13 protein-coding genes and 4 pseudogenes are annotated in these 16,707 nt (G+C 61.9%); 6 read left to right on the top strand and 11 right to left on the bottom strand.

Features of this window, described 5'->3' with window-relative positions; translation table 11 throughout:
• Position 1: 1 nt before the first annotated feature.
• The 10 genes and pseudogenes from AC0V2S_RS17105 to AC0V2S_RS17060 form a co-directional block, all read right to left on the bottom strand.
• Positions 2-1,069, bottom strand: a complete 1,068-nt coding sequence (locus AC0V2S_RS17105) for a Rieske 2Fe-2S domain-containing protein (RefSeq protein ID WP_475510774.1) — start codon at positions 1,067-1,069, stop codon at positions 2-4.
• A 42-nt stretch (positions 1,070-1,111) separates the two neighbouring features.
• Positions 1,112-2,061 (bottom strand): annotated as a pseudogene (locus AC0V2S_RS17100) (PDR/VanB family oxidoreductase).
• Positions 2,062-2,075: 14 nt separating this feature from the next.
• Positions 2,076-3,262 (bottom strand): annotated as a pseudogene (locus AC0V2S_RS17095) (MFS transporter).
• 130 nt (positions 3,263-3,392) lie between these two features.
• Positions 3,393-5,870, bottom strand: coding sequence for an efflux RND transporter permease subunit (locus AC0V2S_RS17090; RefSeq protein WP_475510773.1), 2,478 nt, complete (start codon positions 5,868-5,870; stop codon positions 3,393-3,395).
• Between the two features lie 4 nt (positions 5,871-5,874).
• On the bottom strand, positions 5,875-6,933 hold the full coding sequence (locus AC0V2S_RS17085; protein ID WP_475510772.1) for a WD40/YVTN/BNR-like repeat-containing protein: 1,059 nt from the start codon (positions 6,931-6,933) through the stop codon (positions 5,875-5,877).
• Between the two features lie 53 nt (positions 6,934-6,986).
• Entirely contained in the window at positions 6,987-8,342 is a 1,356-nt protein-coding gene (locus tag AC0V2S_RS17080; RefSeq protein WP_475510771.1) for a DUF1329 domain-containing protein, read from the bottom strand.
• A gap of 10 nt (positions 8,343-8,352) precedes the next feature.
• Positions 8,353-10,023 carry a DUF1302 domain-containing protein gene (locus AC0V2S_RS17075; RefSeq protein WP_475510770.1) on the bottom strand — a complete coding sequence of 557 codons (1,671 nt, stop codon included), beginning with the start codon at positions 10,021-10,023 and terminating at the stop codon, positions 8,353-8,355.
• A gap of 126 nt (positions 10,024-10,149) precedes the next feature.
• Positions 10,150-11,289 (bottom strand): FAD-dependent oxidoreductase, encoded by a 1,140-nt coding sequence (locus AC0V2S_RS17070; protein ID WP_475510769.1) that lies wholly within the window; start codon positions 11,287-11,289, stop codon positions 10,150-10,152.
• A 269-nt stretch (positions 11,290-11,558) separates the two neighbouring features.
• Positions 11,559-11,885, bottom strand: coding sequence for a Rieske (2Fe-2S) protein (locus tag AC0V2S_RS17065; RefSeq protein WP_475510768.1), 327 nt, complete (start codon positions 11,883-11,885; stop codon positions 11,559-11,561).
• 3 nt (positions 11,886-11,888) lie between these two features.
• The gene (locus AC0V2S_RS17060; protein ID WP_475510767.1) at positions 11,889-12,830 is read right to left on the bottom strand and encodes a VOC family protein; all 942 of its coding nucleotides are present in this window, start codon (positions 12,828-12,830) and stop codon (positions 11,889-11,891) included.
• 278 nt (positions 12,831-13,108) lie between these two features.
• On the opposite strand from AC0V2S_RS17060, the pseudogene AC0V2S_RS17055 reads away from it, so the two are divergent.
• Positions 13,109-14,029: pseudogene (locus AC0V2S_RS17055) on the top strand (LysR family transcriptional regulator).
• A gap of 26 nt (positions 14,030-14,055) precedes the next feature.
• Here the strand turns inward: AC0V2S_RS17055 and AC0V2S_RS17050 are convergent.
• On the bottom strand, positions 14,056-14,454 hold the full coding sequence (locus AC0V2S_RS17050) for a GFA family protein (protein WP_475510766.1): 399 nt from the start codon (positions 14,452-14,454) through the stop codon (positions 14,056-14,058).
• Positions 14,455-14,719: 265 nt separating this feature from the next.
• On the opposite strand from AC0V2S_RS17050, the pseudogene AC0V2S_RS17045 reads away from it, so the two are divergent.
• From AC0V2S_RS17045 to AC0V2S_RS17025, 5 genes and pseudogenes are all read left to right on the top strand, one after another.
• Positions 14,720-15,246: pseudogene (locus AC0V2S_RS17045) on the top strand (DUF3087 family protein).
• 117 nt (positions 15,247-15,363) lie between these two features.
• On the top strand, positions 15,364-15,687 hold the full coding sequence (locus tag AC0V2S_RS17040) for a hypothetical protein (protein ID WP_475510765.1): 324 nt from the start codon (positions 15,364-15,366) through the stop codon (positions 15,685-15,687).
• On the top strand, positions 15,687-16,211 hold the full coding sequence (locus AC0V2S_RS17035; protein WP_475510764.1) for a GAF domain-containing protein: 525 nt from the start codon (positions 15,687-15,689) through the stop codon (positions 16,209-16,211). The genes AC0V2S_RS17040 and AC0V2S_RS17035 overlap by 1 nt, the downstream gene beginning before the upstream one ends.
• A gap of 57 nt (positions 16,212-16,268) precedes the next feature.
• Positions 16,269-16,535 (top strand): hypothetical protein, encoded by a 267-nt coding sequence (locus AC0V2S_RS17030; protein ID WP_475510763.1) that lies wholly within the window; start codon positions 16,269-16,271, stop codon positions 16,533-16,535.
• Positions 16,475-16,707: GAF domain-containing protein (locus tag AC0V2S_RS17025; protein WP_475510921.1), on the top strand; the 233-nt coding region annotated here is incomplete at its 3' end. The genes AC0V2S_RS17030 and AC0V2S_RS17025, both read left to right, overlap by 61 nt.

Below are 16,707 nucleotides of genomic sequence, written 5' to 3'. Positions count from 1 at the left end.
CTCATACCTGGCCCTCCTTGAGCAGGCGGTCGACGATACGGCGCGCGCGATTGGGGCCAACATCCACGTGGATATCGATCATCGGCAAGGTGCCAAAGCGGCGCATATTGGCGAACTGCGCCTCGATGATTTGTTTGTCTTCATCGAAGGTCTGGCGGGTCTGGTCCACCACTTTGCGCGTGGTGCCTTCTGGGTCAGTGAGCGGGTTGGTGGCCATGGTCCAGAAGTAGTGGCAGGTGGTGGCGGTTTCCGGCGTGATGCCATGGAAACCACGCATATGAAAGCCACCGCGATCAGGGTTGGCCACCGGCTCGCTGCCGGCGTCCACCGCGCCGGTCCAGATTTTCAAATGCGACAGTTGAAATTCAATTTCCTGCCAACGGTCGATGCGCCCTTTGAAGGGGTACGCGGCGGTGTAAGTGGGCGGCGGCTCCGAGTCGAGCATATGGCGCACGACTGTCACCGAGGACTCGTCCCCCGTCACCTGCATCTGCGCGTTCATATGAATGCTCGCGTTGCCGCCAATGGTCAGCAGGTGCACGTAGCCCAGGTGGCTCAAGTCCAGCAGGTTGTCGTGGATAAGCTGCCAGGGCGCGTCGTAGTGGTACACGTCGCCCTCAAACAGGTACTGGCCGCTGCTGTGGTGCGGATAAGCCGGCGGTTCTTCGACGGGCGTGGCATCGCCAAACCAGAGCCATAGAATCTGATCGCGCTCGCGCACGGTAAACGCCTTGACCAGCGCTTTACCCGGCACCTTTACCTGGCCGGGGATTTCCAGGCACTGGCCCTGGGCGCCGAACAACAGGCCGTGATAACCACAGCGCACGCCCTCGGCTTCCAGCGTACCGAGCGACAGCGGCAGTGCGCGGTGGCAGCAGCGGTCTTCCAGTGCAGCCACTTCGCCACTGGCGGTGCGGAACAACACCAACGGCTGGCCGAGCAAGGTACGGGCTAACGGTTTATCACCCAGTTCCCAGGCGAAGCCGGCCACGTACCACTGGTTGCGCGGGTAGCTGGCTGTTGTTGCGGGTGCCTGCGGGTCGCAGGCTTGGACGGACGGATTAGGCATAACGGTCTCCTGGCCCGCAGGCGCGAGGTAAACACAGGCGGTTCATAGGTCCAGCACCAGGCGCGGGCTTTTTGCCCGTGAGCAACACGGTGTGAATTGGTCGTTGCGGGCGTGTTCGGCGGCGGTCATGAACTGGTCGTGGTGTTCCGGCTCGCCCTCCAACACGCGGGTCAGGCAGGTGCCGCAGATGCCAGCCTCGCAGGACAGCGGAATGTCGATGCCGGCCTCCAGCAGTACCTCGGCAACGCTGCGGTCGGCCGGAATCTGCAAGCATTGCCCGCTGCTCGCCAGTTGCACTTCAAAGGCACCGCCCGCATCCGTAATCGGCGCGGCGGCAAAGTATTCGCGGTGCAGATTGGCCTCGTTCCAGCCGATGCTGCGGGCGCTGTCGAGGACGGCGTCCATAAAGCCGTTGGGGCCGCACACGTACACATGGCGCTCGCTGCTCACTTGCGCCAGCACCGGGCGCGGGTCAAACCGTTTAGCCGCTTCGCCCTGACTGAAATGCAGGTGCACGCGATGAGCAAACAGGACTCGCGAAGGCGTTGGACGAAGGCTGCACGGGGTTCGGAATGGGCGCAGTAATGCAGCTCGAACGCGGCACCACTCAGGGCCAGCCGCTCGGCCATACACAGAATCGGGGTGATGCCGATACCGGCGGCAAACAACACGCTGTACTGCGCGTCGTGTACCAGCGGGAACAAGTTGCGCGGTTCACTGATTCGCAGCTGACTGCCGGTTTCCACCTGCTCGTGCAAGGCCTTGGAACCGCCACGCGAGGCCGGGTCCTGGAGCACCGCGATCAGATACCGGTCGCGCTGTTCGGTCTGGTTGCACAGCGAATACTGACGCACCGGACCGTCGCCAACTTGCACATCGATATGCGCGCCGGCGCTGAAAGGCGGCAGGTTATGAGGTGCCACGGCCGCTAGTTCGAAGCTGAAAATGGCCTCGGCTTCGCGGCGCTTGGCGGTGACTATGACGTCGATCATCAGGCGGCACTCGTTCAGTTGAGGGTGTTGGCAGGAGCCAGGCTGGGCGAATGGCGTAGCCCCAGGCACACCAATGCCACCAGCAACTGCACCACGGCGACGGCAATCAGCGCCGTTGGCAGTTGCGCGTTGTCGCCCGCCGTCATCGCCAGTACCACCAACGGACTGATGAACTCACCGGCAAAGATCGCCGCGGTAAAACCACCGGCAGCGCGGCCACGGTGTTCGAAGTCGACGTAGGACATGATCCAGGTGATCAGCGTGGGCAACATCAGACCGATGCCCAGACCGTTCACCAGCACCGCAATCACCACCAGCGCATGGCTGCCTGCTACGCCATCAGCAAGCCGCCAGCACTGGCCAGTACAAAGGCCAGCAGTAACTGCCGGGAAGCGCGCATACCACTCAGCACACCAAAGCCCAGGGCGCCGGCCAGCACGCCGAGTTGGTTGGCGCCCATGGTCATGCCGATCTGTTGGGGGGCGTCGACGTGCAATAAGTTGAGCAAGAAGCCCGCTTGGACCGGCACGATAAACAGGCTGATCCCCGCCAATACGGTGAGCAGGTACAGCGGCAGCAAACGGGCCAGCGGGAAGTTACGGGTGCTAGTCGCAACATGCGTGGTCTGCGCCTCTGGCTCCCAGAGCAGCTTGGCCATCAGCGGCAAAAACAGCAGGCCCACTGCATACAAGGCAAACGGCGTACGCCAGCCGTTCTCACCGAGTGCGCCGCCCACGGCCATAAAGATGGCGGCCGACAACGACGTGGCAACCATCTGCAAAGCGAACAGGCGCTCACGGCGTGCGCCGCTGTAGTAGTCGCCCATCAGCGTGGTGCAGCCGGTCATGATCGCCGCTTCCGCCAGGCCGATGCCGGCGCGGCTGGCGACGATGGCGGTGAGCGAATCCAGCCACAGCGGCAGCAGGCCACAAAGGCTGTACAGCACCATGGCCCAGAGCAGCAGCGGTTTGCGCCCTACCCGGTCGGCGATCAGACCGGCAAACGGGGCGACCAGTGCGATGACCAGCGCCGGCAAGGTCAGCGCGATAGGCACCAGCACGGTGGCGCCGGGGGTGTCGGCGAAGTGTTCTTGCATACGCGGCAGCACCGGCGCGAGCAGTACTGCGCCGAGTACGGGCAGGCAGCTACCGAGTAGAAGCAGCAGCGATTGCGGCAAACCGGCTTGGCGGTTAGTGGGCATGGTGGGCTCCTGCAACTGTCGAGGTTTGCAGGAATCGAGGCTGAAGCCTCTCCCACAAGGGAATTCCGTCAACTGTGGGAGAGGCTTCAGCCTCGATGCTTTTCAATTCAAAGGGCATGGCGGTTCTCTCTTATTGTTGTTTGGCGAAAGCGGCGCGCACGGGCGGTTTGGCCGCAGGCTCAGGCAGCGTTTCGCGCACGGTCACAGGTACAAAACGGGTCTGGTTTACCGCACGGGTTTGCGGCAACAGGAAGTAGGCCAAGGCCGGCAGCAGAATCAGCGCGCCTACCATGTTCCACACGAACATAAAGGCCAGCAGCACGCCCATGTCGGCCTGGAATTTGATCGGCGAAAACATCCAGGTGCCCACGCCGATGGCCAGCGTCACGCCGGTCAGCATCACCACCTTGCCGGTGAACAACAGCGCCCGGTAATACGCCTGCGACAAACTCGCGCCCTGGCGCAACTGGGCCAGCACGATGCTCATCACATACAGCGCGTAGTCCACGCCGATGCCGACACCGAGGGCGATCACCGGCAAGGTCGCGACCTTCACGCCGATGCCCAGCCACACCATCAGCGCTTCGCACAGGATGGACGTGAGCACCAGCGGCAGCACGGCGCAGAGCACCGCACGCCAGGAACGGAAGGTGATCAGGCACAGCAGAATCACCGCGCCATACACCCACCAGAGCATCTCGTGGCTGGCCTGTTTCACCACGATATTGGTGGCGGCTTCGATACCAGCGCTGCCGGCGGCCAGCAGAAATTGCGCCTGCTCGCTGTCGTTGTCTTTGGCGAACGCCTGCACGCTGTCCACCACGCGGCCAAGTGTGTCGGCCTTGTGGTCGGTGAGGTAGGCATAGAGGGTCAGCAGGCTGCAGTCTTCGTTGTACAAACCGCGTGGCGCACCAGCCGTGACCATATTGAGCGTGGCCTGGTTATTCACCAGCTCGTACCACTTGGGATTGCCTTCGGACAGGCCGACCAGCACCCGGCGGTTGAGCAGTGCCAGGGAGTTGGTGGAGTCCACGCCCGGCAAACCGCGCAGTTGCCAATCAAGATTATCTACGCGTTGCAACGTGTCGTAGCTGGAGCAACCGCCAGCCGGGGTTTTCACCATCACGGCAAAGATGTCGCTGCTGGCGCCGTAGTGTTGGGTCAGGTAGGCGTTGTCGAGGTTGTAGCGCGAGTCGGCACGCAGCTCGGGCGCTCCGGCATCCAGGTCGCCGATTTTCAAATGCAGGCTGACCCAGTAACCGCCGCCAGCCAATACAGCCGCCAGCAGCACGCAAATCGTGGCCCAACGACGTTGGGTAAACAGATCGAGAAACCGCCAGATCGCCTGCTTGCCGGCGCCATCGATTTCCGCCTGTTCGCTGCGCAGACTGCGCACCGCCGCTGCCGGCGTAACACCGACATACGAGAGCAGCACTGGCAGCAGAATCAGGTTGGTAAAAATCAGCACGGCCACGCCGATGCTGGCGATTACGGCCAGGTCTTGAATCACCTGGATCTTGATGATCATCAGCACCGCAAAGCCCACGGCGTCGCACAGCAGCGCGGTAAGGCCGGCGAGAAACAGACGGCGGAAGGTAAAGCGCGCCGCCACCAGGCGGTGCATGCCGCGCCCGATGTCTTGCATGATGCCGTTCATTTTCTGCGCGCCATGGCTCATGCCGATGGCGAACACCAGAAACGGCACCAACACCGAATAAGGGTCCAGCTGATAGCCCAGCAACGGCAGCAAACCGAGCTGCCACACCACGGCTACCAACGAGCAGGCCATCACCAATGCGGTGCTGCGCAGGCAGCGGGTGTACCAGTAAAGGACCACGGCGGTGATGACGATGGCGGCGGCAAAGAACAGCAGAATCTGCCGCAGGCCATCGATTAAATCGCCGACCACTTTGGCAAAGCCGGTGATGCGAATTTCGATGCCTTGCTGCTGGTATTTACCGCGCAGGCTTTCCAGCTCCTGGGCCAGGGCGCTGTAGTCCAGCGGTTTGCCGTCGACGTCTTTAGCCAACAGCGGCAGGTAGATAATGCTCGACTGCTGGTCGAAGGCCACCAGTTGGCCGATCTCGTTGGAGCGTTCGATATTGCGTTGCAACGCTTCGAGGCTGGCGGCCGAACCGTCGTAGCCATCGGGAATCACCGGCCCGCCTTCCAGGCCTTCTTCAGTGACGCCGACCCAGCGGGTAGACGGCGTCCACAGCGATTTCATAAAGGCGCGGTCTACACCGGGCAGCAAATACACCTCGTCATTGAGTTGCTGCAGGGTTTGCAGGTAGGCCGCGTCGTAGATGCTGCCTTTCTGGTTGATGACCGCAATACGCACGGCATTGCCCAGGCCGCTGAGTTCCTGACGGTGCTCCAGGTAGTTGGCAATAAAGGGATGATCGGTGGGGATCATCTTTTCAAAGCTGGCATTGAGTTCCAGGCGCGTGGCTTGCCAGCCCAACAGCGCTGTCACTAACAGACAGATCAGCAACACCAGACGCCGGTGGTTGAACAGCGCGCGCTCGAGCAGCGAGCCGGAGCGGCTGTCGAAGTCGTCCAGGGTGCTGTGAATAGGCGTCGCAGCGGATGAACTCGGGACGTGCATGGGGTTACTCCGCAATCGATGGTTGGGGTGTCGCCAAGCGCTGCGGCCCGGCAAAACCAACGCCTACCAGGGCGCCGTCGGCGGCCTGGGTGACGGCCAGCAACGGCGCGCCGGGCGGCAAGGCAACCGGGCGCAGGGCATCGCTGCTCACCGCGCCTTGCAGCAGCCCGCCGGCCTGGTTGACCAGCAGCAATCGGCGGTCGATGACCACGGCCGCGTTGATGGAAATGGGGATGGGATTGGTCAGTGCCTGAAAGCTCGCGCCCTGGTCCACCGAGCGGAACAGATTGCCGCGCAGGCCACCGACGACCACGCCGCCGGCTGGCTCCAACGCCAGGCTGAAAAAGCTGCCCTCATAGGGGCTGGTGAGCGTGCTGAATTGCCCGCCACCGTCTTGCGAACCGAGCAGCAAACCTTGCTCGCCGGCCAGGTAAAGCTGCTGGCCTTGTTGGGCCACGGCGTATAGATGCAGGCCGCGTGGGTTGGGCAGACGGTCCATCCAGGAGGTCCAGGTGGCGCCGCCATCGTCGGTGTGCAGGGCCAGGCCATAGGCACCGACGACCAGCCCTTCACGGTTATTGTTGAAGCTCAGCGCCAACAGGGGTTTATCCGCCCCATCGGCCACCAAGCGTTCGGCATTGGCTTGCCGAGGTGCATCACCGGCGGCCTGTGCAGCCGCCAATTCCGCGGCGGCGGCGCGTTTGCCATCCAGCTGCAACGTCCAGCTTTCGCCACCGTCGGCGCTGTGCAGCACCACGCCGGCATGGCCCACGGCCCAGCCCTGTTTACTGTCGACAAACTGCACCGCCGTCAGCGTGCTGCTGACCGGCACGCTGGCCTGGCGCCAGGTAACACCGTTGTCGTCGGAGAGCAGCGCAATGCCCCGCTCACCCACCGCCACCAGCCGTTCGCCGGCACGGGTAATGCCGAGCAGCACCGCGTGTTGTGCCTGCATGCCTTGCACGGCCGGCTGGCTCAGCACATCCAGTGCCGTAACGGCACCGGCATTTGCGCAAGCCATGGCCAACACCAACAACGCCAGCGCTTTGCGATTTTTACTCATCACGTGTGCCTCTAAAAAACGGGCAGCGGCCTTGACCCCGCTGCCCTGCCCACTTAGCGAATGCCTTCACCAGCCAGTGCATCGGGGGTGAATACCGAGTCGGCGTATGGCGCGACGATGCGGTACTGCTCGTTCTTGCCGGCGAACAGGTCGCCCGCAAACCAAGCCCCGGAGAGCAGGTCATAGAAACCGTTGGTAACGGTGACTACACCTGGCAGGTCGGGCAGCACGATCGGCGTGGTCCACAGCACTTTGGCCAGTTGGTTTTTGCTGTCGTAGCGCTCGCCCAGTACGGCGGCCCAGGTGTCTTCGTCGAGGTAGTAGGTGCTTTTCGGCATCACGTGGCGCTTGCCGCTTTTCAACGTGGCTTCCACCACCCACACGCGGTGCAGTTCCCAACGCAGTGCGTCAGATTTGAGGTGGTGTTCATCCAGTAACGCTTCCGGCGAATCGGCATTCAGCACGCGGTTGGAGTTGTAGGGGATGTACAGCTCCTTCTTGCCCACCAGCTTCCAGTCGAAGCGGTCAACACGGCCGTTGAACACATAGAGTTCGTCAAAGCTCATCACCCCAGCGGTGGCCGGTGTCGGCGTGTCGCAGCAGGCGTTGGGCAGACGGCGCACGCGGCGTTGGCCTGGCAGGTAAGTCCAGGCGCCGGCTTTGTCTGCGTCCAGGTTTTCGCGGCCGAGAATGGCTTCGCCGGCACGCAGCGGTGGCCCGTCGTTGATCAGGCGAATAGCCCAGAACACGCCATCTTTTTCAGCACCACCGGGCAGGTAAAACGGCATTTGCATGTCGGCCCGCGAGTCGTTGGTCAGCACATGCTTGCCATCAGTAGTGGTCAGATATTGAGTAAAGGTGGTGTGCCAGGACGCCCCGCGCCAGCGCAGCAAATGGTTCCAGATAGCCTCGGCGCCGTTTTGTGGGATCGGGAATGGAATACCGCCCTGGGCATTCTGCGGTGCCGGGCCAGAGGCGCCATCCACCAGCTTGGCACTGGCGGCGTTGGCAGCCGTGGCGTCGTACACCGCTTGCGGTGCTGCGGCGGTACGGTGGGTTGGGTAGACATCCAGGCGATAGCTATCCGGGTATTTTTTCAGCATCGCCAAGGTGCCGGCACTGAGCTTGTCGGCGTACTGCGCGGCGTTCTGCGCATTGATGCTGAACAGTGGTTTTTCGCTGGCGAACGGGTCGCTGCGTTTACCGCCGTCTTTGTAGTTCGGGTCGGCTTTGGTCAAGCCGCCGTCCCAGGCCGGAATGCTGCCATCGGCGTTGCCGGCGCGTTCGGCGCCCAGCGGCGTCAGCGTGGTTTTCAGAGAGCTGGCATCGGCGGCCATTACGCCCTGGGCGAACAGCAACGAAGCGGCCAGCGCAGTGAGCAAGGCAGTAAAGGGGTTACGTGTGTGCATCAGTAGCTCCTCAGAACGTGCGGCTAACGCTGACGGCGACGAAGTCACGGTCTTTCAGCGATTGCTCGAACGTGTAGTTGTTATTGGCATCGAGGAAGGTGTTTTCCGGGCCGTAGAAGTGCGTGTAGGTCAGGCCCAGACTCCAGGTATTGAGGTAGTTGCCCTTGATGCCGATGTTCAGATCGCCACCGCGGTCGGCACCAAAACCGGTACCCAGCGATTCAGACGCGCCATGGGTGTAGCTCGCGCCCATCGGTACGCTGATATCCATGCCGGCGAAGGCTTGGCGGTACATTGGCTCGTACACCATGCGCAGGCTCCAGGCGTCGCGGTCGGCGTTGGGGTCGACGGCGTCCGGGTTGCGGGTGACGCTCAAGGTGCGGTTCCAGGCGATCTCGCCAATAAAGCTGGCTTCCGGCGCCACGAACGACGGCTCCAGGCTGGCCAGCCACGACAGGTTGGCGTGCAAGGTGCGGCCGGTGGCATACACGGCGTCGTCGGCGTCATTGCTGATACTTTCGTCCACGGCCAACGCATGCTGGTTGGTGGATGCCAACGGTTGATGCCAGCGAGTGGAGAGTTCACCCGCAATGTTGAATTGCTCGACCGTGGTGGAGAAGCTCGCGCCCACCGACTCGATGCCTTCCGGGTACACCCAGTAGTACTCGCCGGCCTTGCCGGTGAAGGGGTCGAGAGCGGCGAAGTTGGGGCGCACATTCAGCTGTGGCGACTTGTCGTGGAAGCGAATGGCGTAAAAACCCCAGTCCACGGTTTCGGTGCGCCAGCGCAGTTGCATACCGCCCTGCCCCGAGTCTTTCGCGTCTTTGTCTTTGCCGTGGTAGAAGGCCAGCGGCTCGCCACCGGGGAACAGCGGCGCGCCCACATACATGCGCTCGTTGCCATCGCCGAAGAAGTCATCGGTGGAGAAGTAGCTGCCAGCGGCCGGCAAGCGGTTGGCTTCCCATTCGAACTGGTAGTAGGCGCCGAAGGTGACATCCGGGGTCAGTTGCAACTGACCGGACACCTGCTCAACCGGGCGAATCAGTTCTTTGAACTGGGTGTTGGGTACCGACAGGCCTTTCACCACGTCGATAGGTGCCATACCGCCGGCAATGCCGTTCATGCCGTAAAACAGGCTTTCGCCCCACTGCATGGCGTATTGACCGATGCGCCCGGACACCGGCATATCGCCGATTTCCGTGCGGCCAAACAGAAACGCATCCAGCAGCTCGCCCTTGCGGCCGTGCAGCTTGCGGGTGTCGTCGGTGAAGTGGTCGGGGTCTACCGAGTAGCTGTTGACGTTGCCATCAGCATCGTTGTCGTTGGGCTTGTTGTAGACATCGTCATACCAGGCTGCGCCGCTGACGCGGGCGCCGATATTTTTATAGGTGATGTCCATTTCCGAGAGCACATCCAGACGGTTGGAGATCAGCCCCTTGTCGAGGTTGTTGTCGCCGTCGTTGAGGTTTTGTGCCTCGCTGAGTTTGTCGGACTGGCCCTCGGTACGCCACGCGGCGCTGTACTTGAGGGTGTTGTCCCACCGGGCGCGCAGGTCCGGATTGCCAGTGTCGAACTCAAATGCCTGGGCATTTGCGGAAAGTACGCCAACCAGCAGCCCCGCCAAACTGAGGGCAAAGGGAGGGCGTCCACCGCGAAATGCGGCAGTTTGGAAACGAGCCATGGAGAAACCTCGCTATTGTTCTTCTTGTTATCGCCCTCTGTGGGGCGCGGTCGCATCGCAAGTCTTACGGTTACAACTCGGAACCACCGAGCGCGCCGGGTGGCGCCTCGGTGCGGATCTTTTTCCTCAGATAGGCTCAGCCGTACGCGCCAGCATTTGCTTCACCAAGCCGATGCGGTCGAACTCGCGGTCGTGCGCCATCTCTTTGTCGCCGGCCAGCACCGAGCTTTCGCTGATGTACTGGCAACGCTCGAAACGTCGCGCCATAAACCGCTGCAGCTGCTGCTCTACGCTGCCGCCGGCGGTGAGTTCTTCGCTGAGCACCACGGCATCCTCAATGGCCATGCCGGCGCCCTGCCCCAAGTGCGGGGTGGTGGCGTGGGCGGCATCGCCAATCAACAGCACGCGGCCGCGGTACCAAGGCTCGCTGACGAACACCACTTCCATCGGCTTGTAGACCACCTGGCTGCTGTCGGTGATTTGCTCACGCAGCTCGCCGATCAGGCCGGTAAAACCCTGCAGGCGCGCACGCATCTGCTCGGCCAGGGTGGCGGTGTCCATCCACGGGTTGTTCGGTTCGTGGGAGGTGAGGAACAGGTACATCAGGTCCCCGGCCAAAGGCACCAGGCCGGCATTGCCATCGGCGCTCTGGAAGTTGGCCAGGTGGTCGATCTGTGGCGCGCGGGGGAAGTTGTAGCGCCATACCGATTGGCCGGTGAAACGCGGGGTGTATTTGTCGCCGAACAACAGGCCACGCACTTTCGAGTACAGGCCGTCGGCGCCGACCACCAGGTCGTAGTCGCCGCTGCTGCCATCGGTGAACAGCGCGCTAACGCTATCGGCGTGTTCGGTAAGGGTTTCCACGCTCAGGCCCAGGCGCACATTGGCACCCAGTTCGAGGGCCGTATTGCACAACACGTTATGGAGTGCGAGGCGCGAGATACCGACGTTGGCCGGGTACTCGGGGCCGGCCAGACGTTGGCCAGGAATGCGCGCCAGCAGTTGGCCGCCGGGGCCGTAGATGGCCACATCTTCAAAGGCGTAGGCAGCGTCGAGGTAGCCGTCGAGAACACCCAGTTTGGCCATCTCACGGACCACGTTGCTCTGCTGGATGATGCCGACGCCGTACACAGTCCATTCGGCTTTGAGTTCGATCAGATCAACCGCGATGCCCTTGCGGCGCAGGGCAATGGCGGCGCATAGGCCACCGATACCACCGCCTACGATCAGGACCTTCTTCACAGATGAAGAGTTGACTGCATTCATGGCATGTCTCACTTGTTATTTTTGTTCATCGAACGGCGCAGGCGCCGCTTCGTTGTGGGCCACTTTCCCGGCAAAGCAGGAAGATGACTAATCGCTTATAGGGATGGGATGTATCGCGGCGCGAGATACCAAATAAACTCCCCCGCCTTGCTCCCCTCTCCCGCGTGCGGGAGAGGGGCCGGGGGTGAGGGCCGGCCGCGCCGCAGTTCTGCGCGCGCACTCCAAACCCAAATCCCCTCACCCTAACCCTCTCCCTAAGGGAGAGGGGACTAGAGCAACACCAACCATCCCCCCTCTTCCCGCCACGCCACCGCCTGTAATTTCTCCCCCAAACAAGGCCCATAAATGCACTCACCCGTACCCGGCAAAAACTGCGCGCCGTGGGCGTAGCACATGATCAGTTGGCCATCGGCCGACATAAATCGGTCCTTGCGGTATTCCAGGCGTACATCCAGGTGCGGACAGCTATTGCGGTACATCCGAAGCTGGCCGTTATGGCGCAGGGCAAAAATGCTGTCTCTGCCCTGCCCGTGCGGGTCAAACCCACGGGCCTGGCCTTCGGCTAATTCGTCACTGCGGCACAGGGGAACACCCACCACTCAACCCTGCTTCGGTGGCGGACCACCCGGCGCCCATTTCTCTTTCGAGGTGAACAGAAACAGCTGCGAGTTATCGGCGGTCAGCGGTGCCACGCGGGCTACCCAGGCGTCGTCATGCTTGTCCATGTCGGCGTCGTATTCGATGTGGCAACCCAGCGGGCTGTTGAAGTACCAGAACCAGTTGGAGCCAAACAGGTGGCGGCCCGGGCCCCAGAAACTGGTCCAGCCCTTCTGCTCAAAACGCCGGCCGGCGAGCAGCACTTCGGTGCCGCTGCCCATATGGAAGGTGAAGTGCTCGCAGCCTTTCATGTGCGGCGGGGTCTGGATCATGAACAGGCAGTGGTGATCGTCCGAACCTGCCGGGCGCATAAATGGGCCGGCGCCGACAAAGGTGTCGGTGGTTTTAAAACCCAGGCGGTTGGCGTAGAAGGCTTCGCCCTTGGCAGCGTCCGGCACGAAATACACCACGTGCGACAGCGTGCGCGGCACGGCGGGCATATCCAGGGTGATGCCGGGCTGGTTCAGCGGACGCTGCGGTTCATGGCCGGGGGCGTTGCTCAAATCATTCGGCGCGGTGAAGGGCTTGCGTACGGTGAGCTGGAAGCCGATGGCAAAGCCCAGGTCGTCGACGCTGTGCACCGCGCCCTGCTCGTCTCGGGTTACCAGACGGTCGCGGCCCAGTTCGTCTTCGATGGCGTCCAGGTCCGCCGCACTGGCTACGCCGTAAACGGTTTCGCGAAGCGATGGGCCCGGGCCGATGGCCGCCGGCAACTTCCCATCGTCGGCACGGCGGATGATCACCGCGGTGCCGTCGAGCGCTTCAAAGCGCCCGCCGTTGGCATCTACGCCGACAGGGTGCAGGCCGTAGTCACGCAGGCAATCGGTACAGGCTTGGATGTCATCGACACCAAAGATCAGGGCGTCAAGGCCAATGATGTTCATGGCTACCACTCCATTGAAATTATGATCCGGCGGTGAATGAAGGTGCCGGTGGTGGTGTCGGTCACGGCCGACTGCGGCGAACTGTGCCGTCGGCGTTGGCAGCTGACTAATCGCGTGTCGGGATGCGACCTATCGGCAAACGCGATACCTGTTGGCACACCAGTGCTTTCGCGGAAATGGCTAAAAACGGCGTGGGGGATTTCTTAGGAAGGGTTGACGCGCTGATACTTTGACCGGAATGTATCGCGAAAATAAATACAACAAAGAGATTGGCCGCCATGCGTTTCAACCACCTGGACCTGAACCTCCTGGTGGCGCTGGATGTATTGCTCGAAGAGCAGAACATCACCCGCGCCGCTGAACGTCTGCACATGACCCAATCCGCCACCAGCGGCGTACTGGGGCGCTTGCGCAACTACTTTGAAGACGAACTGCTGGTGCAAGTCGGGCGCAAGATGCAGCCAACCCCCTACGCCTTGGAGCTGACGGCGCCGGTACGTGAAGTGCTGCTGACCATTCAGAGTTCCATCACCGCCAAGCCGGTGTTCGACCCCAGCACCAGCAAACGCCACTTTCGCCTGGTGACCTCCGACTACCTGATCAGCGTGCTGTTTGCTCAGGTGATCGAGCGTATTCACGCCGAAGCCCGCATATCACCTTTGAAATGATCGGCCCCAGCGACAACTCGGGCGAGCTGCTGATGCGCGGCGAAGTCGACCTGATGATCGTGCCCGACCGCTACATCGTTGAAGGCCACCCGTGGCAACTGCTGTTCGAAGAAGAACATGTGTGCGTGGTGTGGAACGGCAACACCCAGGTCGGCGAACACCTGACCCTGGAGAAGTACATGGAGATGGGGCATGTGTCGGTGGGGTTTGGGCGCACCCGGCACATGAGCATCGAGGAATGGTTTATCACCCAATACGGCTTCAATCGCCGCCTGGAAGTGATCACCAACGACTTCAACACCCTGCCGCAACTGGTGGTCGGCACTCAGCGCATAGCCACCATGCACCAGCGATTGGCGCGGTTGTATGCCGCGCATTTACCACTGCGGATTTTGCCGCCGCCAGTGAAAATTCCGGTGATGCGCGAAGTGATGTTGTGGCACCGCAGCGTCGATGGCGACCCGATGCCGTTGGCTGCGAGACAAGATCAGCGCGTTTATTCAGACCGTCGATCAAGCCAAGGCGGCCTGATGGTCGGCGGTGGGTGTGAGGCCGCGTTAAGCAGGCCTACCCCGACCGACCAGGGGTTCCCTATCACGCGCAAACCGTTTTTCCACGGCAAACGCCGGCAACCACCCTTCGCGCCTGACCGTCCAGCACTCATACGTCGGCACGAACTGATCGATCTTATCCAGCGACCCCAGGTTCACCTCCACCTCATCCCCGGAACATGCAAACACCGACGACCCACACTGCGGGCAAAAATGCCGGCCCTTGTACGCGCGGGTTTGCCCCTCGATAACCACAGCGTCGCGGGCAAAAATCGCTGCTGCAAAAAACAGCGCGCCGTGGTGTTTGCGGCAGTCCAGGCAATGGCAAGCGCCAACTCGATAGGGCTGTCCACTCGCTACAAAACGCACGTCGCCGCACAGGCAACCACCGGTGAATGTCTCCACGTTTTCTCTCCTCATCAAATGAACCGAGTGCGGTTGCGGCCTTACTTCCAATGCGTTGGCGGAGCTGGATGCCACCAAGGCCCGCGTTCGCCACAAAAGTCTGGGTCCCCGCTTGCGCAGGGACGACGGAGGTTTCTCGTAGTCCACCGTCATCCCTGCGCAGGCAGGGATCCAGAATCTTGAAGCAGTACCCAGACCTCTAAAACCACCACCCGCTCGCGATAGGTAATAATGCGCCCCACGCATTCCCTGCCAGAGTCGCCAAATGTTCGAAATCCAGCCGCAAACCCCGAAACCTACCGCCAGCAAACCCGCAAAAGCACCTTTATCATTGCCGTTATCTTTATCGCCCTGGCGCATGCTTTCCAGCCTGGCGGTGATGCTGTTCGGCACGCCGGGCGGCGATAACTTTCGCTGGAACGCTGGCGGCGTGGTCCTGGCCGTCGTCGCGCTGGCGGCCTTGTTTAAATTCAAACTGTTGTCGCAGCCCTGGATGAGCGCTGCCGTTTACGGTTGGCAACTCAGCGCGCGCTGATGAGCATCACCAACGTTATGCACCAGGTGGAAGCCGGGGTAAAAGCCCAGCAGCCAGAAGCCATGAGCTACTGCGTTTCTACTATCAGGGCATCACCCAGATGTACCAGCTGGATGCCAACTCCAGCTCACTCAGCCAGATGGTGCACGAGATCGACGCCCATAAAGCGCGATGCAGGCCCAGGGCCTGACACCGACCAGCCGCGCCTCAACCCCGAATGGTTAGCCGCCGTAAAAGCGCTGCCGAAGGCAAACTAAGCCGCTATCCAGGCCATTAAAAATTTCTGAAACCATTTTCCGCACCCTCGGCTCTGATCAGGTGCCAAGCCGTAATGCCAGCCCACCTCACGTGGCTTTGGCCTGAAAGGATGCAGTATGAATACCCTCGCCGCCGACTCGCTAACCGCCGCCGTAGAGCGTTGCGCTGACGAACCGATCCATATTCCGGGCGGTATTCAGCCCCACGGCTTCCTGTTTGTGGTGGCAGCGGCAGACCTCACGATTGAGCAGGTCAGCGACAACGTTCGCGAGTGGCTGGGGCTGGAAGCGAAGGATTTACTGGGCTTGCAGCTGGCCGATTTGCTCAACGAGCCGGAGTTGCCGCACGGCTGGCGGGTTTGTCCAGTGAAGACCCCAATCCATTTCACCTCGGCGATGTGCGTTTTGCCCGCGGCACCGCTCCACACGAATTTGCCCTGATGGGCCATCGCAACGACCAGCACCTGATTCTTGAATTCGAGCGCGCCAGTAACCCCGGCGAGGCGTACGGCATTCTGTATCCGCTGATGCGCACTTTTGTCGCCGAACTGCATGCCGCCAAAGACCTGCAAGCCATCTGCGAATTGGCCGTGAACGAACTCAGCCGGATTACCGGCTTTGGTCGAGTAAAGGCCTACCGCTTCGACGACGCCGGCAATGGCGACGTGCTGGCCGAACATGCCGAACCCGGCTACGCCAGCTACCTGGGCCACCATTCCCAGCTTCGGACATTCCCCCCAGGCCCGCGCGCTGTACTGCAAAACCTGATTCGCCTGATTCCCGATGCCAACTACGTGCCCTCGCCGCTGGTGCCGGTGCTGAATCCGGCCACCCAACAGCCGCTGGATTTGGGCTTTGCCTCGTTGCGCAGCGTCTCGCCGGTTCACCTGCACTACATGCGCAACATGGGCACGCTGGCCTCTATGTCGGTGTCCATCGGGTGCGCGATCGCCTGTGGGGCCTGATTTCCTGCCACGACCACACCCCGCCAGCTCAGCCATAAAACCCGCACCACCTGCGAGTTGCTGGCGCGCATTCTGGCCCTGCAAATCGACGCCACCGAAGCCGGCCTGCAAGCCCAGCGCAAGCTGGAACTGCGCCACCTGATCGTGCGTTTGCTGGCCGGCATGGCCGACTACGACAGCGTGACCGAAGGCTTTAAAAACCTGCCCGAGGTGGTGCTGGCGTTTGCCCAGGCGCAAGGCGCGGCCATCGTGACGGCCGACACCTGCGTGCGGGTCGGCGATGCCCCGAAGATGCGCAAATACTGGAGCTGGCCAACTGGCTGAGCAGCCAGGACAACGGCCCGCTCTTCAGCAGCGACAACCTGAGCCGCGACGTGCCGCATCTGTCTGAACTGGCTGCCCACAGCGCTGGCGTGCTGGCGGTGTCGATTTCCAAACTGCACGCCCACTACCTGATCTGGTTCCGCCAGGAACGGGTGAAAACCGTGAACTGGGC

This window comes from Pseudomonas sp. CC11G (assembly GCF_056174845.1).
The sequence above is the reverse complement of the archived record's forward strand: the minus strand, read 5'-3'. Positions and strand labels throughout refer to the sequence as shown.